Below are 21,265 nucleotides of genomic sequence, written 5' to 3'. Positions count from 1 at the left end.
TCCGCCCTTCGAAGTCGTGTGAGGTGCTGCCCGGGGCCGAGGCGGGCCTGCGGCCCCGGGCGGTGCGTGCGCCGGTCGTCAGACCGCCGACGACAGGAAGCGGTCGTAGCCCTCGTTCTCGAGGCGCTCGGCGAGCTCGGGCCCGCCCTCCTCGGCGACCTTGCCGTCGACGAAGACGTGCACGAAGTCGGGCTGGATGTAGCGCAGGATGCGCGTGTAGTGCGTGATGAGCAGCACGCCGACGTCCGGGTTCTGGCGCACGCGGTTGACGCCCTCCGACACGACGCGCAGCGCGTCGACGTCCAGGCCCGAGTCCGTCTCGTCGAGGATCGCGAACTTCGGCTTGAGCAGCTCCATCTGGAGGATCTCGTGGCGCTTCTTCTCGCCGCCCGAGAAGCCCTCGTTCACCGAGCGGTCCGCGAACGCCGGGTCCATGCGCAGGTCGTCCATCGCCTTGCGGACGTCCTTGACCCACGTGCGCAGCGGCGGCGCCTGGCCGTCGATCGCGGTCTTCGCGGTGCGCAGGAAGTTCGACACGGACACGCCCGGCACCTCGACGGGGTACTGCATCGCGAGGAACAGGCCCGCGCGGGCACGCTCGTCGACGGACAGCGCGAGGACGTCCTCGCCGTCGAGCGTCACGGTGCCCGAGGTGATCTGGTACTTCGGGTGGCCCGCGAGCGAGTAGGCGAGCGTGGACTTGCCGGACCCGTTCGGGCCCATGATCGCGTGCGTCTCGCCGCTGCTCACGGTGAGGTCGACGCCGCGCAGGATGGGCTTGGCGCCCTCCTTGGTCTCGACGCTGACGTGCAGGTCGCGGATCTCCAGGGTGGCCATGCGGGGAACTCCTAGGTCAGAGAGGGGCGTCGACGTCGACCAGCACGCGCTGGCCGTCGACGGTCAGGGGGTAGACGGGGACGGGCTTCACGGCGGGCGGGCCCAGCGGCTTGCCCGTGCGCAGGTCGAACCGCGAGCCGTGCAGCCAGCACTCGATCGAGCAGCCCTCGACCTCGCCGTCGGACAGCGACACCGCGCCGTGCGAGCAGATGTCGCTGATGGCGTGCAGCTCGCCGTCCTCGTCGCGGACGATCGCGACCTCGACGGGTCCGGACTCGCCCTCGAGCTCGACGCGGAACGTGCCGGCCTCCGGCACGTCCTCGTCGTAGCAGGCGAGCTGGGCGGTCATGCGCGCTCCGTGCGCGCGGCCGACTCGGAGCCCTCGACGTGCGGGCGGTCCGCGAGCCCGTCGAGCGCCGACATCGACGCCTCGAGCTCCTTCTCGATCGCGCCGATCAGGCGCTCCTCGACCGCGGGGACGCCGATCTCCTGGATGAGCTCGGCGAAGAAGCCGCGCACCACGAGGCGACGCGCGTCGGCCTCGGGGATGCCACGGGCCCGCAGGTAGAAGAGCTGCTCGTCGTCGAACCGGCCGGTCGCGGACGCGTGGCCCGCGCCCTCGATGACCCCGGTCTCGATCTCGAGGTTCGGCACCGAGTCCGCACGCGCGCCGTCCGTGAGGACGAGGTTGCGGTTGAGCTCGTAGGTGTCGGTGCCCTCGGCGGCGGCACGGATGAGCACGTCGCCCACCCAGACCGCGTGCGCACCCTCGCCCTGCAGCGCGCCCTTGTAGGTCACGCGGCTCACGCAGCTCGGCACCGCGTGGTCGACGAAGAGGCGCTGCTCCTGGTGCTGCCCCGCGTCGGCGAAGTACAGGCCGAGCAGGGTGACCGACGCGCCCTCGCCGACGAACTCGGCGTCCGGCGTGACGCGCACGACGTCGCCGCCGAGCGTGACGACGATGTGCTTGACGGTCGCGTCGCGGCCCACGACGACGCGGTGCGACGCGGCGTGCACGGAGCCCTCGGCCCAGTCCTGGACCGACACGACCGTGAGGTGCGCGCCCTCGTCCGCGACGATCTCGACCGTCTCGGTGAGCGCGGCGTGCCCGACGTGGTCGATCACGACGACCGACTCGGACAGCGCCTCGGCGTGCACGAGCAGGTGCGACGCCGAGGGCTCCAGCGGGGCGTCGTGCAGGCCCGCGCCCTCGACGCCCTCGATCTTGATGGAGGTGACGGTCGAGGCGACCTGCTCGCGCGGGATCGTCACGACGGTCGCGCGGGGGTAGGACGCCCACGCGACGGCGGCGGTCCGGTCGCCGGGCTTGCCGGCCCGGCCCAGGCGCTCGTCGCCGCGGTCGAGGATCTCGACCCGGACCTCGGGCGCCTCGACGACGGTCGTCAGCACGCCGTGGCCGGACAGCACGCCGTCGGTCGACGCCGCGAACAGCGGCGCGAGGCGGTCGACGGGCGAGAACCGCCACTCCTCCTCGCGGCCCGTCGGGACCGGGAAGTCCGCGACGTCGAACGAGGTCGGGCGCGAGGCGCGCGAGGACTCGGGCGTGCCGCCGACGCCGTGCGTGTGGGCCCCGTCGGCGACCGCCCGCGAGTGGTCGGTCGACAGGTTCTCCGTGGTGGTCGTCATCAGCCGACGGCCCCTTCCATCTGCAGCTCGATGAGGCGGTTGAGCTCGAGGGCGTACTCCATGGGCAGCTCGCGCGCGATGGGCTCGACGAACCCGCGCACGATCATGGCCATCGCCTCGGTCTCGGGCATGCCCCGGGACATCAGGTAGAACAGCTGGTCCTCGCTCACGCGCGACACCGTCGCCTCGTGGCCCATCGACACGTCGTCCTCGCGGACGTCGACGTACGGGTAGGTGTCGGAGCGCGAGATCTGGTCGACGAGCAGGGCGTCGCACAGGACGTTGCTCGCGCTGTGCTCGGCGCCCTCGAGGACCTGCACGAGACCCCGGTAGGACGTGCGGCCACCGCCGCGCGCGACCGACTTGGAGACGATCGACGACGACGTGTGCGGCGCGGCGTGCACCATCTTGGCGCCCGCGTCCTGGTGCTGGCCCTCGCCGGCGAACGCGATCGACAGCGTCTCGCCGCGCGCGTGCTCGCCCATGAGGTAGATCGCCGGGTACTTCATGGTGACCTTGGAGCCGATGTTGCCGTCGACCCACTCCATGGTCGCGCCCTCGGCGGCCGTCGCCCGCTTGGTGACGAGGTTGTACACGTTGTTCGACCAGTTCTGGATCGTCGTGTACCGCACGCGGGCGTTCTTCTTGACGATGATCTCGACGACCGCGGAGTGCAGCGAGTCCGACGAGTAGACGGGCGCGGTGCAGCCCTCGACGTAGTGCACGTACGAGCCCTCGTCGGCGATGATCAGCGTCCGCTCGAACTGGCCCATGTTCTCGGTGTTGATGCGGAAGTAGGCCTGCAGCGGGATCTCGACGTGCACGCCCGGCGGCACGTAGACGAACGACCCGCCCGACCACACGGCCGTGTTGAGCGACGCGAACTTGTTGTCGCCGGGGGGGATCACGGAGCCGAAGTACTGCTCGAAGATCTCCGGGTGCTCGCGCAGGCCCGTGTCGGTGTCGAGGAAGATGACGCCCTGCTCCTCGAGCGACTCCTGGATCTGGTGGTAGACCACCTCGGACTCGTACTGCGCGGCGACGCCCGCGACGAGGCGCTGCTTCTCCGCCTCGGGGATGCCGAGCCGGTCGTACGTGTTCTTGATGTCCTCGGGGAGGTCCTCCCAGCTCGCGGCCTGCTTCTCCGTCGAGCGCACGAAGTACTTGATGTTGTCGAAGTCGATGCCCGACAGGTCCGAGCCCCACCACGGCATGGGCTTCTTCTCGAACAGGCGCAGGGACTTCAGGCGCGTCTTGAGCATCCACTCGGGCTCGTTCTTGAGCGCGGAGATCTCGCGCACGACGGCCTCGGACAGCCCGCGCCTGGCGGTCGCGCCGGCGACGTCCCTGTCGTGCCACCCGTAGGTGTAGTTGCCGATCGAGGCGATGGCCTCGTCCTGGGTGAGCGGCGTGGCGGCCGCGTTCTCGGTGGGTGCACTCATGCTGTCGGTCCTTCCGGGGCGAGCACGGGGGCTGGGTGGTGCGTGGGGGTGGCGGTCGGGATGTTCGTGGTGCAGACGTGGCCGCCGCCGGCGAGCGTGGCGAGCCTCTGGACGTGGACGCCGAGCAGGCGCGAGAACGCACGGGCCTCGGCCTCGCACAGCTGCGGGAACTCGTGCGCGACGTCCTGCACGGGGCAGTGCCCCTGGCAGAGCTGGACGGCGTGCGTGCCGGGCACGGGCCGCGCGGACGCGGCGTAGCCGTCGGCGGACAGGCCGTCCGCGAGCGAGCGGGCGCGGGCCGTGACGTCCTGGCCCGCGGCGTCGACGACCGCGACGAGACGCTGCTCGAGGTCGCGCACGCGCTGCTCGGCGAAGCTCTCGACGGCGCCCGGGCCGCCGTGCTCCGCGAGGAACCGCAGCGCCTGCGCGGCGAGCTCGGAGTAGCGGTGCGACAGCGCGGCCTGGCCGCGGCTCGTCACGACGTACCGCCGGGCGGGACGACCACGGCGGGCGGGGCCGAGTCCCGCACCCTCGTGCACGGCGATCTGCTCGCCGGACTCGAGGACCGCGAGGTGGCGGCGGATGCCGGCCGTCGTCAGGTCGAGACGCGCCGCGAGCTCCGCGGCGGAGACCGGGCCGTCGGCGGCGACGATCCGCAGCACACGCTCGCGCGTCCCGGCGTCGGAGTCGAGGCTCGCGGGGGCGGCCGTGGGGACGGGCAGCGTCGCGCTCATGCTCACCTCCGGGCTCGTGGACCCCCACGCGGCTCCGGCCGGTGGGGACCGGCCGGCGCTCGACCCGGGGGAAGGTCGCGATATTGACAACATCCTTGTTGCCGAAATGCATCCCTGCAAGCAAGGGTGACCTTGGTCCCACGCACGCGGGACGCGCACGCACCGGCGAACCGCACCGCGACGCGCACCCGCCGCGGTCGCTGTGTCGGACCTCACCCGCCGGCCCGGCGCCCCGGGCGCACCGGCAGCCCGCCTAGACTCCCCTCTCGTGCCCGACTCCCCCGCGCTCGAGGTCCGCGGGCTCGTCAAGCGGTACGGCGGCCGGGCCGTCGTCGACGAGCTCGACCTCGTCGCGCTGCCCGGACGCGTCACCGCCGTGCTCGGCCCCAACGGCGCCGGCAAGACGACGACGATCGAGTGCTGCGAGGGCCTGCGCACGCCCGACGAGGGCCAGGTGCGGGTGCTCGGCCTCGACCCGCGCACCCAGGCGCGCGAGCTGCGGCCCCGCGTCGGCGTCATGCTCCAGGACGGCGGCCTGCCGACGGGCATCCGCGCCGCCGACATGCTCGACCACGTCGCGCGCATGTACGCCGACCCGCGCGACGTCGGCGAGCTCTCCGAGCGCCTCGGGCTCGGCTCGTTCGCCCGCACCACCGTGCGGCGGCTCTCGGGGGGCCAGCGGCAGCGCCTCGCGCTCGCCGCAGCGGTCGTGGGACGGCCCGACGTCGTGTTCCTCGACGAGCCCAGCGCGGGCATGGACCCGCAGGCGCGCCTCGCCGTCTGGGAGCTCGTGCGCGAGCTGCGCGCCGAGGGCGTCGCGGTGCTCCTCACGACGCACCTCATGGACGAGGCGGAGGACCTCGCGGACCACGTCGTCGTCGTCGACCAGGGGCGCGTCGTCGCCGAGGGTTCGGTCGCGGACCTGCTGACGTCCGCCGACGACCGCACGCTGCACCTGCAGGCACCCGCCGGGCTCGCGCTCGCGCCGCTGCGCGCCGCCCTCGGCGACGCGTTCACGGTGACCGAGGCCGCACCCGGCTCGTACGCCGTCGCGGGCCCGGTCGACCCCGCCGCGGTCGCCGCCGTCGCCGCCCGGCTCGCGCAGGACGGCGTCCTCGTCAGCCGCCTGAGCGTCGGCCGCTCGACGCTCGAGGACGTGTTCCTCGACCTCACCGGACGGGACCTGCGATGACCGACCCCCGCCGCACGGCCCCCGCGCCCGCCGCCCCCGTCCCGCCGGTCGGCGCCGGCCGCGGCCCGCACGCCGGTGCCGCACCCACGTGGCGCCGGGTCCTGGCGCAGACGTCGTTCGAGGCGCGCGCGATCCTGCGCAACGGCGAGCAGCTGCTCGTCACGGTCGTCGTGCCCGTCCTCGTCCTCGTGGGGCTCACGCGGGGCACGTCCGTCGAGCTCGACACCGGCGGCGCCAGCCGGATCGACTTCCTCGCGCCGGGCGTGCTCGCGCTCGCCGTCATGACGACGTCGTTCACGTCGCAGGCCATCGCGTCGTCGTTCGACCGCCGCAACGGCGTGCTGCGGCTGCTGTCCACGACGCCGCTCGGCCGGGGCGGGCTGCTCGCGGGCAAGGTGCTCGGGGTGCTCGTCGTCGAGCTCGTCCAGGTCCTCGTCATCGGGGTCGCCGCCGTCGCGCTCGGCTGGCGCCCCGACCCCGCCGGCGTCCCGCTCGCGGTCGTCGCCGTCGTGCTCGGCACGGCCGCGTTCACGTCGCTCGCGATGCTCGTCGCCGGCACCCTGCGCGCCGAGGCCGTGCTCGCGGTCGCGAACCTCGCGCTGCTCGTGCTGGCCGTCGCGGGCGGCGTCGTCGTGCCCGCGAGCAGCCTGCCCGGACCGCTCGCGCACGTCGCGCTGCTGCTGCCGTCGGGCGCGCTCGGCGAGGCGATGCGCGAGACGCTGCTGCACGGCGTGCTGCCTCCGTGGTCGGTCGTCGTGCTGCTCGGCTGGACGGCCGCGCTCGGCTGGGGCGCGGGTCGCCTGTTCCGCTGGCACTGAGCCGCCCGACGTGACGCGTCTCCCCCGCCGGACGGGCCGGGACGCGCCGGTGCGGACCGTAGGCTGGGAGCCGTGACGACGCCCGCCACCGCCCCCGCCGCACCCCTGCTCGACCGGCTGCGGCCGCGCTGGACGCGACCCGCGATCGTCGCGAACCTCGTCGCGCAGATCGTCATCGTCGGCACGGGCGGCGCCGTCCGGCTCACGGGGTCCGGCCTCGGCTGCTCCACGTGGCCCGAGTGCGAGCCCGGCGAGTTCACGCCCCGCTTCCACGAGGCGACGTCGATCCACCCGTTCATCGAGTTCGGCAACCGCACGATCACCGGCGTGCTCGCCGTCCTCGCGATCGCCGTGGCCCTGCTCGTCTTCACCGACCGCAGCCGCTCCGCCGCCTACCGCTGGCTCGGGCTCGCGCCGCTCGCGGGCGTCGCCGTGCAGGCCGTCGTCGGCGGCATCACCGTGCTCGTCGACCTGCACCCCGCGATCGTCGGCGGGCACATGCTCATCTCCATGGCGCTCGTCGCCGTCTCGACGTGGCTGCTCGTGCGGTCCACCGAGGGCGACGCGCCGCCGGTCCCGCTCGTCGACCGCACCACGTACGCGCTGCGCTGGCTGCTGGCCCTGCTCGCCGTCGCGGTGCTCGTGCTCGGCGTCGTCGTCACGGGCGCCGGACCGCACTCGGGCGACGAGGAGGTCGGCTACCGGTTCGCGGTCGACCCGTACGCCGTGGCCCGCCTGCACGCGGCGTCGGTCTGGCTGTTCGTCGCGGTGCTCGTCGTCATGCTCGTGCGGGTGCTGCGCGCGCAGGTCGGTGGGCGCACACGGACCGTCGGGCTCGTGCTGCTCGCGGTCACCCTGGGGCAGGGCCTGATCGGCTACGTCCAGCTGTTCACGGGCCTGCCGATCGCGCTCGTCAACCTCCACATGATCGGCGCGGCGCTCCTCGCCGCGGGCGTCGCCTCGTTCGCCGGCACGCTGCGCTCGCGCGGGCGGGTGCCCGTCGAGCCGGGCGCCGGGACGCCCGCCGCCGCGCCGCTGACAGCCGCCTGACAGCGCCCCGACAGCGCGGGCGGCCCGCTCGCCGCCGCTCGGCAGCGGACTGACAGCACCCCCCGCCCACCCTGGTCACGACACCGACCAGGGAGGACCCCATGACCGACCAGACCTGGGCCATCGAGGCCGAGGGCCTCGTCAAGCTCTTCGGCGAGCAGCGTGCCGTCGACGGCGTCGACCTGACCGTGCGGACGGGCAGCGTCTACGGCGTGCTCGGCCCGAACGGCGCGGGCAAGACGACGACGATCCGCATGCTCGCGACGCTGCTGCGGCCCGACGCCGGCACGGCCCGCGTGCTCGGCCACGACGTCGTGCGCGAGCCGCACGTCGTCCGCCAGCTCGTCGGCGTGACCGGCCAGTACGCGTCCGTCGACGAGACGCTCAGCGCGACCGAGAACCTCGTGCTGTTCTCGCGCCTGCACGGGCTGTCCCGCGCCGCGTCGCGGGCCAAGTCGACCGAGCTGCTGGAGCGCTTCGGGCTCACCGAGGCCGCGAGCAAGCCGCTGCGCAACTTCTCCGGCGGCATGCGGCGGCGGCTCGACCTCGCGGCGAGCCTCATCGCGCAGCCGCCGCTCATCTTCCTCGACGAGCCGACCACCGGGCTGGACCCGCGGACGCGCGCGCAGGTGTGGGACACGATCCGCGAGCTCGTCGCGACCGGCTCGACCGTCCTGCTCACGACGCAGTACCTCGACGAGGCGGACCAGCTCGCCGACCGGATCGCCGTCATCGACCGCGGGCGCGTCGTCGCCGAGGGCACCGCCGACGAGCTGAAGTCGGCCGTCGGCACGCAGTCCCTGCAGCTGCGCCTCGCCGACCCCGGGCACGTGCTCGCCGCCGCGGCGGCCGTCCGCGACCGGCTCCGCGTCGAGCCCACCGTCTCCCCCGAGGCGGCGCGCCTCACCGTCCCGGTCGACGACCCCGCCGCCGTCACCGACCTGCTCGTGCTGCTTCGGGAGCGCGGGCTCCCCGTCGACGGGCTGTCCCTGCAGAAGCCGTCGCTCGACGAGGTGTTCCTCACCCTCACCGGCCACGCCGCCGAGCCGACCGACGACGCCCCCACGACCGCGGCGGACGCCGCAGGAAAGGTCCTCGCATGACCGCCACGACCCTGTCCCCCGCGAGCGGCACGTCCGCCCTGCCGCGCAGCGTGCCCCTGCCCGTCGCCGTGCGGCAGTCCCTCACGATGGCCTGGCGCGGCCTGCTCAAGGTACGCCGCACGCCGGAGCAGCTGTTCGACGTCACGCTGCAGCCGATCCTGTTCACGCTCATGTTCACGTACATCTTCGGCGGCGCGATCTCCGGCAGCGTGCGCGACTACCTGCCCGTGATCATCCCCGGCATCCTCGTCCAGACCGTCATCACGACGTCGGTGGTCACCGGTGTGCAGCTGCGCGAGGACATGGACAAGGGCGTGTTCGACCGCTTCCGGTCGCTGCCCATCGCGCGGGTCGCCCCCCTTGCGGGCGCGCTCGTGGCCGACACCATCCGCTACGTCATCGCGACGACCCTGACCTTCACGATGGGCTACGTCATGGGCTACCGCCCGGGCGGTGGGATCGGCGGCGTCGTCCTGGCGGGCCTGCTCGTCGTCGTGTGCTCGTGGTCGATCAGCTGGGTGTTCGCGTACGCGGGCGTCGTCGGCCGCACCGCGTCGTCCGTGCAGGGCATCTCGTTCATGGTGCTCTTCCCGCTGACGTTCCTGTCGAACGCCTTCGTCGACACCTCGACCATGCCGCGCCCGCTGCAGGTGTTCGCCGACGCCAACCCCGTGTCGCACCTCATCACCGCGGCCCGGGAGCTCGCCAACACCGGGACGGCGACGGGCGAGGTGGGCCTGGCGCTGCTCGGTTCCGCGCTCGTCGTCGGTGTGTTCGCGCCGCTCGCCGTCCGCGCGTACATGCGCCGCGCCTGACGTGGCACCGCTCGACGGCCGCCCGGGCCCGGCGCCCGGGCGGCCGTCGGCGTCTCAGCACCACAGGCTCGCGACGAGGGCGAACGCGCGTTCGGCCGCACCCCGCCGGCCGACGGCGCGCGCCCGACGCCGGGCGTCCTCGACACGCGCGTCGCCGACCAGCCGGCGCGCCCGCGCCTCGAGCGGCGCACGGCGGAGCATCGGCAGGTCCTGCCGCGACCCCAGCAGCTCCGCGAGCCAGAACAGCTCGAGGCCGTCGTCGACCGCCGCGTCGTCGCCGTCCGCCCACGCGGCGGTCCCGAGCGCGACCGCCGCGGTGCCCAGCACCGGGTGGTCGACGACGCCGGTCGACCGCAGGAACGCCCACTCGCGCACGTGCCGCGCGAGCGCCCGCGCGGGCTCGGCGACGTCGGGCTGGCCCACGCGCGCCGACGCGGGCGCCAGCACGAGCCGCGCGACCCAGCCCGCCGAGACCATGACGAACCACGGCGAGGCCTGCGCCTGGCTGTCGACCGCGCCGAACGTCGCGTGCGCCGCCTGCAGGTGGGCGAGGCCCGCGGCGACGTCGCCCCGCAGCACCGCGAGCTCTCCGCGGCCCGCGAGCGCGAGCGCGGTGATCTCCGGCGCCGCCCAGCCCGTGCCGCCCGCCCGGCCCGTCGTCGCGGTCACGGTGAGCTCGTCGCACAACGCCTCCGCCCGGTCGGCGTCGCCCGCCCCGACGGACCCGGCCAGCTCGAGCCACGTGATCTGCGTGAGCTCCTCGTCCGCGACGATCCGGCGCAGCCCGGCGCGCGCCCGGGCCGCCCACGCGAGCGTCTCGCGGGGATTGCCCTCCTCGCTCGCGATCTGCCCCAGGAACGACGCGTTGTTCGCCTCCGCCCAGACGTCGCCCCGCCCCACGGCGAGCCCGTGCGCGACCTCGACCCAGCGTCGCGCGACGACGACGCGGCCCGAGTTCTCGGCCAGCTGGGCGGACAGCATGTGCCCGAGCATCGCGAGGTAGGTGTCCGGCGACCGGCGCAGCACCGCGAGCTCGCGGGCCGCCGCCGGGACCGATCCCGCGAGCGCCAGCCGCACGAACGCGCGGGTCCGCGGACCGAGCTGCCCGTCCAGGGCGCGGGCGACGACGCGGAGCCGGCCCACCGCCCGCGCGGTGAGGGTGCCCTCGCCGAACACCCCCATGCCCGTGACCCAGACCAGCGCCAGGGCCGCCACGTCGGCGAACGCCGCGTCGACGCGCCAGCCGTGCGTGCGTCCCAGGAGCTCGACGCCCAGCCCGTGGACCTGCTCGTAGGCGCCGCGCAGGCTCCAGTGCCCGCCCAGCAGCACGTACAGCGCGTACGCCTCCCCGCGACGGCCCGTGTCGAGCGCGGTGCGCAGGGCCAGCAGCAGGTTGTCCTGCTCGGCGCGCACCGCCCGCATCGCGGCCGGCTGGTCCCCCTCGACGAGCGCGGGCGACCACGTCCGCGCGAACGCGGCGGCCCAGGCGAGCATCGCGTCGTGCGCCGCGACCGTCTCCCCCGCGTCGGCCAGGCGCAGCTGCCCGAACTCGCGGACCGTCTCGAGCATCCGGTAGCGGACGCCCGGCAGCCCGTCGCCCTCGGGGTGGCGGTCCTCGGCGACCGTGCACAGCGACTGCAGGACGAGCCCGTCGAGCGCGTCGAGGACGTCCCACGCGTCCGTGCCTCCCGCGGCGGCGCCGGGTGCCGTGAGCGCGCCGATCGCCTGCGCCGCGTCGAGGCCGAACCCGTCGGGCAGCACCGACAGGCGCCGCAGGACGCGCTGCTCGGCGTCGGTCAGCAGGTTCCAGCTCCAGTCGATGACGGCCTCGAGCGTCCGGTGGCGGTCCGGCGCGAGCCGCTCGCCCGAGCGCAGGAGGCTGAACCGCGCGTCGAGGCGGCGCTCCACCTCCTCCACGGTCATCGTCCGCACGCGGGCCGCGGCCAGCTCGATCGCGAGCGGCAGGCCGTCCAGGCGCGAGACGACCCGGGCGACGACGTCGCGCGGGAGCGTCGCACCGGGCCGGGCAGCGAGCGCACGCTCGACGAACAGGTCGACTGCCGCGCCGTGCCCGTCGTCGTCGACGCCGAGCGGGGCTAGCGCATGGACCTGCTCGCCGCGGACCAGCAGCGGCGTGCGGCTCGTCGTCAGGACGTGCAGCCCGGCCACGGCCCCGAGCAGGTCGTCCGCGAGCCCGGCCGCACCCGCGACGACGTGCTCGCAGTTGTCGAGGACGAGCAGCGCCGGGCCCTCGGCGAGGCGCTCGGCCGCGCGGGCCCGGACGTCGGGGGTCGCCGCGAGCCGGTCGCCCAGTCGTGCGCTGCGTGCGGCCTGGCCGAGTCCGAGCGCGTCCGCGAGGGCGACGTCGACGTCCGCGTCGGTGCGCACACCCGCGAGCTCGACGACGACGACCCACTCCGCGTCGCGCCGTCGACGCGCCACCTCGAGCGCGAGCGACGTCTTGCCGAGGCCCCCGGTGCCCAGGACGGTGACGAGGCGGGCGCCGGACAGCAGCTCGTCGACGGCGGCCAGGTCGTCGGCGCGCCCGAGCAGCGGCCGGGCGGCGGCCCGCAGCCCGACGGGCGCCCGCGGTGGCCGACCCGGGAGCCCGGCCGGTTCGTCGTGGACGTCACGCGGGCCGACGGCCGCACCGGCCACGCCGCCGGGAGGCTGCGTCCCCGTCGCGGCGTCCGTCGCGGCGTCCGGCGCGTCGCCCGTCACGAGGCGCGCGTTGAACGCCGTGACGTCCGCGCGCGGGTCCACCCCGAGCTCGTCGGCCAGCGCGGCGCGCAGGCGCGCGAACGTGCGCAGCGCGTCCGTCGTCCGGCCGGCGGCGTGCTGCGCGCGCATGAGGCGCAGGTGCACGTCCTCGTCCGTCGGTGCCGCCTGCGCCGCGGCGAGCGCCGGTCCGAGCGCGTCCTGCGGGCGTGCGAGCGCGAGCAGCGCGTCCACCTCGACCCCGCGCAGCGCGCCGCGCACCTCCGCCGCCGCGCCTGCGAGCGCCTCGGCCAGCACCGGCGACGCGTCGGCGACGTCCGCTCCCGGCGTCCCCCGCCACAGTGCGAGGCCGGACCGTGCGGTGTCGAGGGCGTCGGACGGGCGGGCGTCGGCGAGCGCCGTGCGGCCCTCGTCGGCGTGTCGACGCGCCAGCGCGAGGTCGCTGTCCCCCGCCAGCGCGTACCCGCCGTCGTGCGAGGCGACCACATCGTGCGACGTGGCCGCCCGCGTGCGGGAGACGACTGTCTGCAGCGCGGCCCGCGGGTCGGCCGGGCCGTCGTCGGGCCACACGTCCCCGGCGAGCTCGCGCCAGGGCACCGTGCGCCCGCCGGCCAGGGCCAGGGCGACGACGAGCGCCCGCGCGCGCGGGCCGCCCGGCGACGTCCGTCCGTCCGGGCCGCCACGTCCGCCGGCGACGAGGACGGGCCCGAGCACGGCGGCGACGGGCGGCGGGGGCACGCGCCCACTCTAGGCGCGCGGGCCCGCCCATCCCGCGCGGCCAGGGCGCACCGTGCCGACCTCGCAGCGCCCTGACCTGCGGGGAGCCGCCGCAGCGCGCCACGGACGATCGCGACGTACCGGAAAGTCCGGGACGATGTGGGCGGCCGTGGCTACCGTCGAGGCATGACCGAGGCGATCACCGCCACCGGACTGGTGAAGCGGTACAAGGACGTCACGGCGCTCGCGGGCGTCGACCTCACCGTGCCGACCGGCTCGGTGCTCGGTCTGCTCGGCCCCAACGGGGCGGGCAAGACCACCATCGTCCGCATCCTGGCGACGCTGCTGCAGCCCGACGCGGGCTCCGCGACGGTCGCGGGCGTGGACGTGCTGCGCCACCCCCGGGAGGTGCGTCGCCGCATCGGGCTGTCCGGCCAGTACGCGGCGGTCGACGAGTACCTCACGGGCTTCGAGAACCTCGACATGATCGGCCGGCTCTACCACCTCGGGGTCCGGCGCTCGCAGGAGCGCGCCCGGGAGCTGCTCGCGGCGTTCCGGCTGGAGGACGCCGCCGACCGTCCGTCGAAGACGTACTCCGGCGGCATGCGACGACGTCTCGACCTCGCGGGTGCGCTCGTCGCGGACCCGCCGGTCATCTTCCTCGACGAGCCCACGACGGGCCTCGACCCGCGGGGCCGCACCGAGATGTGGGACGTCATCCAGGACCTCGTCGCCGGGGGCACGACGCTCCTGCTGACCACGCAGTACCTCGAGGAGGCCGACCTGCTCGCCGACGAGATCGTCGTCATCGACCACGGGCGGATCATCGCCCAGGGCACGGCCGACCAGCTCAAGCTGCAGGTGGGCGGCGAGCGGCTCGAGCTCACGGTGCACGACCCGGCCCGGCTGGACGACGCGCGACGGCTGCTCGCGCCGCTCGGGGTCGGCGCCCCGACGCTCGACGCGTCGCGTCGCGCGCTGCTCATGCCGGTGGACGGCGGGCCGCGCACGCTGTCCGAGTCGCTGCGCGTGCTCGACGAGGCGGGCGTCGTGCTCGACGACGTCGGGCTGCGGCGTCCCACGCTCGACGACGTCTTCCTGTCGCTCACCGGCAGACCCGCCGAGGACGACGACGGCGACCCGGCCGCGTCGCCCGACCAGGAGCTGCCCGCCGGCGCGCCGAGCGGCCTGCGACCCACCTCCGGAGGTGCGTGATGGCCGTCCCGATCGTGCTGTCCGACGCCTACGTCGTCGCCAGGCGGAACATCATCAAGATCAAGCGCGTGCCCGACCTGCTGGTCTTCACGACGCTGTCGCCGATCATGTTCGTCCTGCTGTTCGCCTACGTGTTCGGCGGCGCGATCGACGTGCCGGGCGGCACCGACGCCGACGCGTACCGCGAGTACCTCATGGCGGGGATCTTCGCGCAGACCGTCATCTTCGGTGCCACCATCACGGGCGCGGGCCTCGCGGAGGACATCAAGAAGGGCATCATCGACCGGTTCCGGTCGCTGCCCATGGCGCCGTCGGCGGTGCTGACCGGACGCACGCTGTCCGACGTCGTCAACAACGTGCTCGTGCTCGTCGTCATGAGCCTGACCGGCCTGCTCGTCGGCTGGGGCATCCACAGCTCCGTCCCGGAGGCGGCGCTCGGGTTCCTGCTGCTGCTGGTGTTCGCGTACGCGATCTCCTGGGTCATGGCGTGGCTCGGGATGCTCGTGCCCAGCGTCGAGGTGTTCAACAACGCGACGTTCATCGTGATCTTCCCGCTGACGTTCGTCGCGAACACGTTCGTCCCGCTGGAGTCGCTGCCCTCCGGGCTGCAGACGTTCGCCGAGTGGAACCCCGTGTCGGCCGTCACGCAGGCGTCGCGCGAGCTGTTCGGCAACATCCCGCCCCAGGTGCCGCCGCCGGAGTCGTGGGCGCTGCAGAACGCCGAGCTGTACACGCTGCTGTGGGCGGGCATCTTCCTGCTCGTGTTCGTCCCGCTGGCGAACCTGCAGTACCGCCGCTCGGCGTCCCGCTGAGGACGTGCACGACGAGGGGCGACGCACCCGATGGTGCGCCGCCCCTCGTCGTGCTGCTGTCGCGGCGGCCGGCGCGGCCCCGCTGACGAGCCGGGCCGGCCGGCGATCCCACGCGGGGTCGCCGGCCCGCCGGCCGGCGCTCAGGCCGGCTGCACGCGCTCCAGCGTCGACCAGCCGCGTGCCCGCGCCGCGGCCGCCGCCAGCACGCCCGTGACCGCGGTCGGGCTGTGCAGGCGACCACCGAGCGCCGCGTCCACGGCGTCGTCGAGCGGCACCCACTCGGGCACCATCGTCGCCTCCTCGTCGACCCGCGCGTAGCGGTCGGCGTCGGGCACAGGCGACAGGTCCCGCGCGAGGAACACGACGATGCGCTCGCTCGACCCGCCGGGCGTCGTGAAGAACTCCACGAGCCGCCACCACGAGCCGGCGACCAGGTCCGCCTCCTCGGCGAGCTCCCGGGCCGCCGCGACGACCGGGTCCTCCCCCTCGACGTCGAGCAGACCGGCCGGCGGCTCCCACAGCTCGTGCCGGACCGGGTGCCGGTACTGCGCGAGCAGGAGCACCCGGTCCTCGTCGTCGAGCGCGACGACGGCGACCGCGCCCGGGTGGTCGACGTACTCCCGCAGCACCTGGCTGTCCCCGAGGTCGACGACGTCGCCCGCGAGGTCCCACACCTTGCCCGCATGGATCAGCTCGTGCGTGACCACCGGACGCGGCGCGTGCCGGTCGGCGACCGCCATCAGACCTCGTCCGTGCGCAGCGCGAGCGCGGCACCGACCAGCCCGGCGAACAGCGGGTGCGCCCGCGTCGGCCGCGACTTGAACTCGGGGTGCGCCTGCGTCGCGACGAAGTACGGGTGCGTCTCGCGCGGCAGCTCCACGAACTCCACGAGCGACGTGTCGGGCGAGACGCCCGAGATGACGAACCCGGCCTCCTCGAGCTTGTCGCGGTAGGCGTTGTTGACCTCGTAGCGGTGCCGGTGCCGCTCGGACACCGTCTCGCTCCCGTACGCCTCGGCGACGAGCGAGCCGGCCTTGAGCCGCGCCTCGTACGCCCCGAGCCGCATGGTCCCGCCCAGGTCGCCGGCGCCGCCGACGATCGCGAGCTGCTCGGCCATCGTCGCGATGACGGGGTGCGCGGGGTCGTCGTCGAACTCCGACGACGACGCGCCGTCGAGGCCCAGCACGTTGCGGGAGTACTCGATGACCATGCACTGCAGGCCCAGGCAGATGCCGAGCGTCGGCACGAGGTTCTCGCGCGCCCAGCGCAGCGCGCCGAGCTTGCCCTCGATGCCGCGGACGCCGAACCCACCGGGCACCAGCACGGCGTCGACGCCCTCGAGCGCGAGCCGCGCCCCTTCGGGCGTCTGGCAGTCGTCGGAGCGGACCCAGCGGATCACGACCTTGGCGTCGTGGTGGAAGCCACCGGCCCGCAGGGCCTCGGTGACGGACAGGTACGCGTCGGGCAGGTCGATGTACTTGCCGACGAGCGCGACCTCGACCTGGTGCGCGGGCTGGTGCACGCGGTGCAGCAGCTCGTCCCAGCCGGACCAGTCGACGTCACGGAACGGCAGGCCGAGGCGCTGCACGACGTACGCGTCGAGGCCCTCGGAGTGCAGCACGCGGGGGATGTCGTAGATGCTCGGCGCGTCCTTCGCGGTGACGACGCCCTCGACGTCGACGTCGCAGAACAGCGCGATCTTGCGCTTGGTGCCGTCCGGCACGTCGCGGTCCGCACGCAGGACGATCGCGTCGGGCTGGATGCCGATGCTGCGCAGCGCGGCGACGGAGTGCTGCGTCGGCTTCGTCTTGAGCTCGCCCGACGGGCCGATGTACGGCAGGAGCGAGACGTGCAGGAAGAAGACGTTGGAGCGGCCGAGGTCGTGCCGGACCTGGCGGGCCGCCTCGAGGAACGGCAGCGACTCGATGTCGCCGACCGTGCCGCCGATCTCCGTGATGATGACGTCGACGTCGTCGCTCGCCTGCGAGCGCATGCGCGTCTTGATCTCGTCGGTGATGTGCGGGATGACCTGCACGGTGTCGCCGAGGTACTCGCCGCGACGCTCCTTGGCGATCACCTGCGAGTACACCTGGCCGGTCGTGACGTTCGCCGAGCCGACCAGGTCGACGTCGAGGAAGCGCTCGTAGTGGCCGACGTCGAGGTCCGTCTCCGCGCCGTCCTCGGTGACGAACACCTCACCGTGCTGGAACGGGTTCATCGTCCCGGGGTCGACGTTGAGGTAGGGGTCGAGCTTCTGCATCGTGACCCGCAGGCCACGGGAGCGGAGGAGGCGGCCGAGGCTGGAAGCCGTCAGACCCTTGCCGAGGGAGGAGGCGACGCCCCCGGTGACGAAGATGTGCCGGGTCGTGGAGTCCGACCGCCCGGAGAGTCGATGCGCGCGCTCTGTCACGGGCTTCCACCCTACCCGACGCGACGGCGCCCTCGGGGAGGCGCGAGGGTGAGTCCGGCCACCTCGCGACCCCGCGCGGCGTGTCGCCGCTCAGGCAGGGTCGCCCGCGACGGGCTCGGGCGTGCGCTCGACCCGGAGCATGTCGGTCACCGTGCGCCGGTCACCGACCGCGACCGCGCCCGCCATGACGACGAGCGCGACGACCGCGCCGCCCGCGGCACCGCCCACCGCAGACCCCGCGTCGTGCCCGAGGAGCGCGACGACCGAGTCGACGACCCACCGGCCCGCGACGGCGGCGACGCCGCCGGCGACGACGACGAGCGCGGTCGTCCGCACCAGGCCGCGCACGGCGTCCCGCCCGGCCGCGCGGGCGAGCGCCACGACCGCGGCGGTCCCCCCGACGAGCATCCCGAGGCTGTTCGCGACCGCGAGCGCGACGAGCGTGCGGCGCAGGTCGTGACCCTCGGGGACCAGCGCGGCCCCCAGCGCGACGGACGCCACGCCCGCGACGCCCCAGCCGAGCACGTTGACGGTGACGGCCGCCCGCCCGCGCTCCCTCGCGTACAGCGCGCGCGAGACGTGGAACAGCACGGCGAAGCCGACGAGCCCGGGCATCATGAGCGTGATCGTCGGCGAGAGCGCGCTGATCGCCTCCCGGTCGCCGCCGAGGTCGGCGAAGACGTCCGCGACCGCGGGCGCCGCGGCGGCGACGGCCGCCGCACCCACACCGGCGGCGAGCACCACGGCCCGCGTCGTCGTCGACGCCATGGCGGCGTACTCGGCGCGACGGCCCGCGGCGGCGTGCGCGGACAGCCGCGGGAACGTCGAGGTCGCGAGCGGCACCACGAGCACGGCGTACGGCAGCAGGTAGACCTGCTGCGACCACAGCAGGAGCGAGTAGGTGCCGTCGCCGCCGCGCCGCGCCGAGACCAGGGCCGCGACCAGCATCGCGAGCTGCTGCGCGACGAGCGACCCCACGCCGGCGAACGCGAGCGCCGCGAGACGCCGCCCGACCCCCTCCGGGAACCGCAGCGTCGGTCGCAGCCGCACACCGAGACGGTGCACGGGCCAGAACATCGGCAGGCACATCACCGCGACGCCGGCGGTCGTGCCCCACGCGAGGACGCTGAGCGCCGTGCTCCCGGCGGCCGCCGGGTCGTCCCGGTGCCCCTGCGCGAGGTGCGCGTAGGTCGCGTAGACGGCGATGACGACGACCGAGGACATGACCGGGGCGAACGCCGGCCAGAAGAACCGCTTGTGCGCCTGCAGCACGGCGTACAGCAGCACCGCCACGCCGTACAGCGGCACCTGCACCGCGAACACCGTGACGAAGTACCGCAGCAGCTCGCGGTGCGCGTCCTCGAGCCCCGGCCAGGCGCTCGCGATCGGGCCGGCGAGCAGCGCCAGGAGCCCGCCGAGCGGGACCAGGACGAGCAGGGTCCAGCCGAGCGCGGCCGACGCGATCGCGTCGACGTCCTTGCGCAGCGCGCGCGACACCGGAAGGGCGAGCAGCGGGACGAGCGCGCCGGCGAGCGCACCGCCCGCCGCGGCCTCGAACACGACGTTCGGCAGCATGTTCGCCGAGTTGTACGTGCTGCCGATCGCACCGGCGCCGAACGCACCGGCCTGCACGAGGATGCGGGCGAACCCCAGCACCCGGCTGAGCACGGTGATCGCCGCGATCATCGCCGCGGCGCCACCGAGCCCGCCGAGGACCCGGCGGACGCCCGGGCTCACGCGGGTCCGGCCGCGGGCGAGGACGCCGGTGCCTCCACGGGGCTGGCCGCGGCGGCTGCCGGCCGGCGTCCCCACGCGTCGAGGTCGCGCAGCACAGGCGTGCGCTCGATGACCTGGGTGAAGCTGACCTTCTCGCTCGCGAGCGTCAGCGCGGCGACGACACCGAGCGCGGCCAGCCGGACGGGGCGCGGCGCCGACAGCACGAGCGCCGTGCCCAGGGTCGCGCCGAGCGCGTTGGCGCCGCCGTCGCCGAGCATGTCGTGCTCCGCGAGGTCCTCCTCGACGGCGGCGCCGGCAGCACCGAGCACCCCGGCCGCGGCGCCGGCCCCGGCACCCGGGGCCAGGGCCAGCGGGCCGGCGACCAGCGCGCCGGCCTTGAGCGCACGGCCGGGCCGCAGGTCGAACAGGTTCAGCAGGTTCGCGCTGGCCGCGACGAGGGCGCCCGAGACGACGACGTCGGCGGCCCACCCGGCGGGCGAGCGTCGCGTCCCGGCGTCGTCCCGCAGCGGCGTCGCCACGGCGGCCGCGACGATCCCGGCGGCGCCGATCCCGAGGACCTTGAGGCCGCCGGTCGTGAGCTCGCCGCGCGCGAGCGCTCCCAGGTGTCCGCGCAGCCCCTTGCGGCGCACCTCGACGTCCTCCCCGAGGTCGTCGACGACGCCGAACACCGCGCCCGCCCCGGTCGCGACCGTGAGCGCCGTTGCGGCGCGCAGCGACGGCGCCCCGACGACCGCACCGGCGAGCAGGCCCGCCGCGACGGCCGGCCCCTCGAGCAGGCTCACGGGCTCACCGCGGTGGTTGGTGCGCGTCCAGCGACGCGGGCCGCCGGGCGGCTGCGCGTCGAGCAGTCCCCGGACGCCGGCGGTCACGCCGCCGGCCACCGTCGCCGCGGCCAGGCGGCGCAGCGGCCCCACGCTCATCCCTGCGCCCCGTCGGTGCCCCCGGGCTCGCCCTCGGCCGTCGGCGCGCGGTCGACCGCTGGCAGCGTCACCGCGGTCGGCAGCGGCGTCTCGCCGTCGCCGAACCCGTAGTGCCCGTTCTCGCCGGCGATGCGCGCGGCGAGCGCGAGCGGCGTCGAGACCTGGCCCGTGACGAGGTGGGCGCCGGAGACGGTGGTCAGCTCGTCCGCGAGCTCGTCGTCCGCCAGCACCGCGTCCACGAGACGCCCGTCACCGCGCGGCCCCTCGGCGAGCACGGCGCCCTCCGAGCGCTCCTGCGCCGCAGCGACCACGGCCAGCCAGGCGCTCAGGACGTCCTCGCTCCCCGCCGGGTCCGCCGAGGAGTCCTCGCCCGTCGGCAGGTCGCTGGGCGCGAGGATCACGACGGCATCGGCCGGGGTCTCGACGGGGTCCTGCAGCGTCACGAGCGGGTAGTCACCGCCGGACAGCAGCTCGAGCAGGAAGCCCGAGTCGGACGCGAGGGTGTCCGGTGCCGCGGGGTTCGCAGCGACGAGACCCTGGACCAGGGCGGCGGCAAGCTCCTCCTGCACGCCCGCGTCATCGGCGAGACCCGGCGAGAGGTAGCCCACGAGCTGCCCGCCCAGCGCCTGCCGGAAGCTGTCGAGGTCCGCCTCGGTCCACGACTCGGTGAGCGTCACGTGCGCCGTCACGCTCGCCCCGGCCTGCGCGAGCCGGTCGTCGACCGCCGTGCGCACCGACTCGTCGACCTCGCCGAGCGCCACGACGGCGACGCGACGGTCGGTGAGCGAGCCGTCGAGCAGCCGCGGCCCCGCGGCGTCGATGTACGCGGCCGCGTGCCCGAGGTCGTCGGCCGTCCGGTCCAGCTCGGCGCGCAGCTCGTCCTTCTCGGTGCGCAGCTGCTCGACCTGACCGGTCAGGGTGTCGCCGATCGTCTCCTTGAGCGGACCGGCGCCCAGCGCGATGCCTACGGCGAGCGCCAGGAACACCGAGATGAGCGAGACGATGTGGTAGCGGAAGTCGATCACGGTGCAGGGTCTCCGTCGGTGGCGGCGGGCGTCGCCCCTCGCCGGTCGAGGTGGTCGGTCGGGTCGAGGTCGC

18 protein-coding genes are annotated in these 21,265 nt (G+C 74.9%); 7 read left to right on the top strand and 11 right to left on the bottom strand.

The window, feature by feature from the left end; genetic code table 11:
- Positions 1-78 precede the first annotated feature (78 nt).
- From sufC to CELF_RS08535, 5 genes are read right to left on the bottom strand one after another with little or no spacing between them, the layout of a single operon-like run.
- Positions 79-837, bottom strand: a complete 759-nt coding sequence (gene sufC / locus CELF_RS08555; RefSeq protein WP_013770854.1) for a Fe-S cluster assembly ATPase SufC — start codon at positions 835-837, stop codon at positions 79-81.
- 16 nt (positions 838-853) lie between these two features.
- Positions 854-1,186, bottom strand: a complete 333-nt coding sequence (locus CELF_RS08550) for a non-heme iron oxygenase ferredoxin subunit (protein WP_013770853.1) — start codon at positions 1,184-1,186, stop codon at positions 854-856.
- On the bottom strand, positions 1,183-2,484 hold the full coding sequence (sufD, locus tag CELF_RS08545) for a Fe-S cluster assembly protein SufD (RefSeq protein ID WP_013770852.1): 1,302 nt from the start codon (positions 2,482-2,484) through the stop codon (positions 1,183-1,185). The genes CELF_RS08550 and sufD overlap by 4 nt, the downstream gene beginning before the upstream one ends.
- Positions 2,484-3,926: a Fe-S cluster assembly protein SufB gene (gene sufB / locus CELF_RS08540; protein WP_013770851.1), complete on the bottom strand. Its 1,443-nt coding sequence runs from the start codon at positions 3,924-3,926 to the stop codon at positions 2,484-2,486. The genes sufD and sufB overlap by 1 nt, the downstream gene beginning before the upstream one ends.
- Positions 3,923-4,660, bottom strand: a complete 738-nt coding sequence (locus CELF_RS08535) for a helix-turn-helix transcriptional regulator (protein WP_013770850.1) — start codon at positions 4,658-4,660, stop codon at positions 3,923-3,925. Before CELF_RS08535 ends, sufB begins: the two co-directional genes overlap by 4 nt.
- 268 nt (positions 4,661-4,928) lie before the next feature.
- Here CELF_RS08535 and CELF_RS08530 point away from each other — a divergent pair, with 268 nt between their 5' ends.
- The 5 genes from CELF_RS08530 to CELF_RS08510 all read left to right on the top strand — a co-directional run bounded on the left by CELF_RS08530 (position 4,929) and on the right by CELF_RS08510 (position 9,638).
- Positions 4,929-5,852 carry an ABC transporter ATP-binding protein gene (locus tag CELF_RS08530; protein ID WP_013770849.1) on the top strand — a complete coding sequence of 308 codons (924 nt, stop codon included), beginning with the start codon at positions 4,929-4,931 and terminating at the stop codon, positions 5,850-5,852.
- Positions 5,849-6,670 (top strand): ABC transporter permease, encoded by an 822-nt coding sequence (locus tag CELF_RS08525; RefSeq protein ID WP_013770848.1) that lies wholly within the window; start codon positions 5,849-5,851, stop codon positions 6,668-6,670. The genes CELF_RS08530 and CELF_RS08525 overlap by 4 nt, the downstream gene beginning before the upstream one ends.
- Positions 6,671-6,742: 72 nt before the next feature.
- Entirely contained in the window at positions 6,743-7,720 is a 978-nt protein-coding gene (locus tag CELF_RS08520; protein ID WP_013770847.1) for a COX15/CtaA family protein, read from the top strand.
- A 101-nt stretch (positions 7,721-7,821) separates the two neighbouring features.
- Positions 7,822-8,823, top strand: coding sequence for a daunorubicin resistance protein DrrA family ABC transporter ATP-binding protein (locus CELF_RS08515; RefSeq protein WP_013770846.1), 1,002 nt, complete (start codon positions 7,822-7,824; stop codon positions 8,821-8,823).
- Positions 8,820-9,638 carry an ABC transporter permease gene (locus CELF_RS08510; protein ID WP_013770845.1) on the top strand — a complete coding sequence of 273 codons (819 nt, stop codon included), beginning with the start codon at positions 8,820-8,822 and terminating at the stop codon, positions 9,636-9,638. Before CELF_RS08515 ends, CELF_RS08510 begins: the two co-directional genes overlap by 4 nt.
- A gap of 54 nt (positions 9,639-9,692) precedes the next feature.
- Here the strand turns inward: CELF_RS08510 and CELF_RS08505 are convergent, their stop codons facing one another.
- The gene (locus tag CELF_RS08505) at positions 9,693-13,094 is read right to left on the bottom strand and encodes an AfsR/SARP family transcriptional regulator (protein ID WP_013770844.1); all 3,402 of its coding nucleotides are present in this window, start codon (positions 13,092-13,094) and stop codon (positions 9,693-9,695) included.
- A 165-nt stretch (positions 13,095-13,259) separates the two neighbouring features.
- On the opposite strand from CELF_RS08505, the gene CELF_RS08500 reads away from it, so the two are divergent.
- The gene (locus CELF_RS08500) at positions 13,260-14,288 is read left to right on the top strand and encodes an ATP-binding cassette domain-containing protein (protein WP_013770843.1); all 1,029 of its coding nucleotides are present in this window, start codon (positions 13,260-13,262) and stop codon (positions 14,286-14,288) included.
- Positions 14,288-15,100 carry an ABC transporter permease gene (locus CELF_RS08495; RefSeq protein WP_013770842.1) on the top strand — a complete coding sequence of 271 codons (813 nt, stop codon included), beginning with the start codon at positions 14,288-14,290 and terminating at the stop codon, positions 15,098-15,100. The genes CELF_RS08500 and CELF_RS08495 overlap by 1 nt, the downstream gene beginning before the upstream one ends.
- 140 nt (positions 15,101-15,240) lie before the next feature.
- Here CELF_RS08495 and CELF_RS08490 read toward each other — a convergent pair whose 3' ends face one another.
- The 5 genes from CELF_RS08490 to CELF_RS08470 all read right to left on the bottom strand — a co-directional run bounded on the left by CELF_RS08490 (position 15,241) and on the right by CELF_RS08470 (position 21,192).
- Positions 15,241-15,840: an NUDIX domain-containing protein gene (locus CELF_RS08490; protein WP_013770841.1), complete on the bottom strand. Its 600-nt coding sequence runs from the start codon at positions 15,838-15,840 to the stop codon at positions 15,241-15,243.
- Positions 15,840-17,510, bottom strand: a complete 1,671-nt coding sequence (locus CELF_RS08485; RefSeq protein ID WP_013770840.1) for a CTP synthase — start codon at positions 17,508-17,510, stop codon at positions 15,840-15,842. The genes CELF_RS08490 and CELF_RS08485 overlap by 1 nt, the downstream gene beginning before the upstream one ends.
- 90 nt (positions 17,511-17,600) lie before the next feature.
- Entirely contained in the window at positions 17,601-19,247 is a 1,647-nt protein-coding gene (gene murJ / locus CELF_RS08480; protein WP_013770839.1) for a murein biosynthesis integral membrane protein MurJ, read from the bottom strand.
- Entirely contained in the window at positions 19,244-20,167 is a 924-nt protein-coding gene (locus CELF_RS08475) for a hypothetical protein (RefSeq protein WP_013770838.1), read from the bottom strand. Before CELF_RS08475 ends, murJ begins: the two co-directional genes overlap by 4 nt.
- Positions 20,164-21,192 carry a copper transporter gene (locus CELF_RS08470; RefSeq protein WP_013770837.1) on the bottom strand — a complete coding sequence of 343 codons (1,029 nt, stop codon included), beginning with the start codon at positions 21,190-21,192 and terminating at the stop codon, positions 20,164-20,166. The genes CELF_RS08475 and CELF_RS08470 overlap by 4 nt, the downstream gene beginning before the upstream one ends.
- Positions 21,193-21,265: the final 73 nt, after the last annotated feature.

Origin of the sequence: Cellulomonas fimi ATCC 484, assembly GCF_000212695.1 — a bacterium.
Taxonomy (GTDB): domain Bacteria; phylum Actinomycetota; class Actinomycetes; order Actinomycetales; family Cellulomonadaceae; genus Cellulomonas; species Cellulomonas fimi.
This window is presented reverse-complemented; position numbering and strand designations above follow the sequence as displayed.

What these genes read in the sequence shown, in the direction of transcription:
- sufD (WP_013770852.1), bottom strand. Translation starts at nt 2,484, where the DNA reads ATGACGACCACCACGGAGAACCTGTCGACCGACCACTCGCGGGCGGTC.
- CELF_RS08515 (WP_013770846.1), top strand. Translation starts at nt 7,822, where the DNA reads ATGACCGACCAGACCTGGGCCATCGAGGCCGAGGGCCTCGTCAAGCTC.
- CELF_RS08550 (WP_013770853.1), bottom strand. Translation starts at nt 1,186, where the DNA reads ATGACCGCCCAGCTCGCCTGCTACGACGAGGACGTGCCGGAGGCCGGC.
- CELF_RS08495 (WP_013770842.1), top strand. Translation starts at nt 14,288, where the DNA reads ATGGCCGTCCCGATCGTGCTGTCCGACGCCTACGTCGTCGCCAGGCGG.
- sufC (WP_013770854.1), bottom strand. Translation starts at nt 837, where the DNA reads ATGGCCACCCTGGAGATCCGCGACCTGCACGTCAGCGTCGAGACCAAG.
- CELF_RS08525 (WP_013770848.1), top strand. Translation starts at nt 5,849, where the DNA reads ATGACCGACCCCCGCCGCACGGCCCCCGCGCCCGCCGCCCCCGTCCCG.
- CELF_RS08500 (WP_013770843.1), top strand. Translation starts at nt 13,260, where the DNA reads ATGACCGAGGCGATCACCGCCACCGGACTGGTGAAGCGGTACAAGGAC.
- CELF_RS08490 (WP_013770841.1), bottom strand. Translation starts at nt 15,840, where the DNA reads ATGGCGGTCGCCGACCGGCACGCGCCGCGTCCGGTGGTCACGCACGAG.
- sufB (WP_013770851.1), bottom strand. Translation starts at nt 3,926, where the DNA reads ATGAGTGCACCCACCGAGAACGCGGCCGCCACGCCGCTCACCCAGGAC.
- CELF_RS08510 (WP_013770845.1), top strand. Translation starts at nt 8,820, where the DNA reads ATGACCGCCACGACCCTGTCCCCCGCGAGCGGCACGTCCGCCCTGCCG.
- CELF_RS08475 (WP_013770838.1), bottom strand. Translation starts at nt 20,167, where the DNA reads ATGAGCGTGGGGCCGCTGCGCCGCCTGGCCGCGGCGACGGTGGCCGGC.
- CELF_RS08535 (WP_013770850.1), bottom strand. Translation starts at nt 4,660, where the DNA reads ATGAGCGCGACGCTGCCCGTCCCCACGGCCGCCCCCGCGAGCCTCGAC.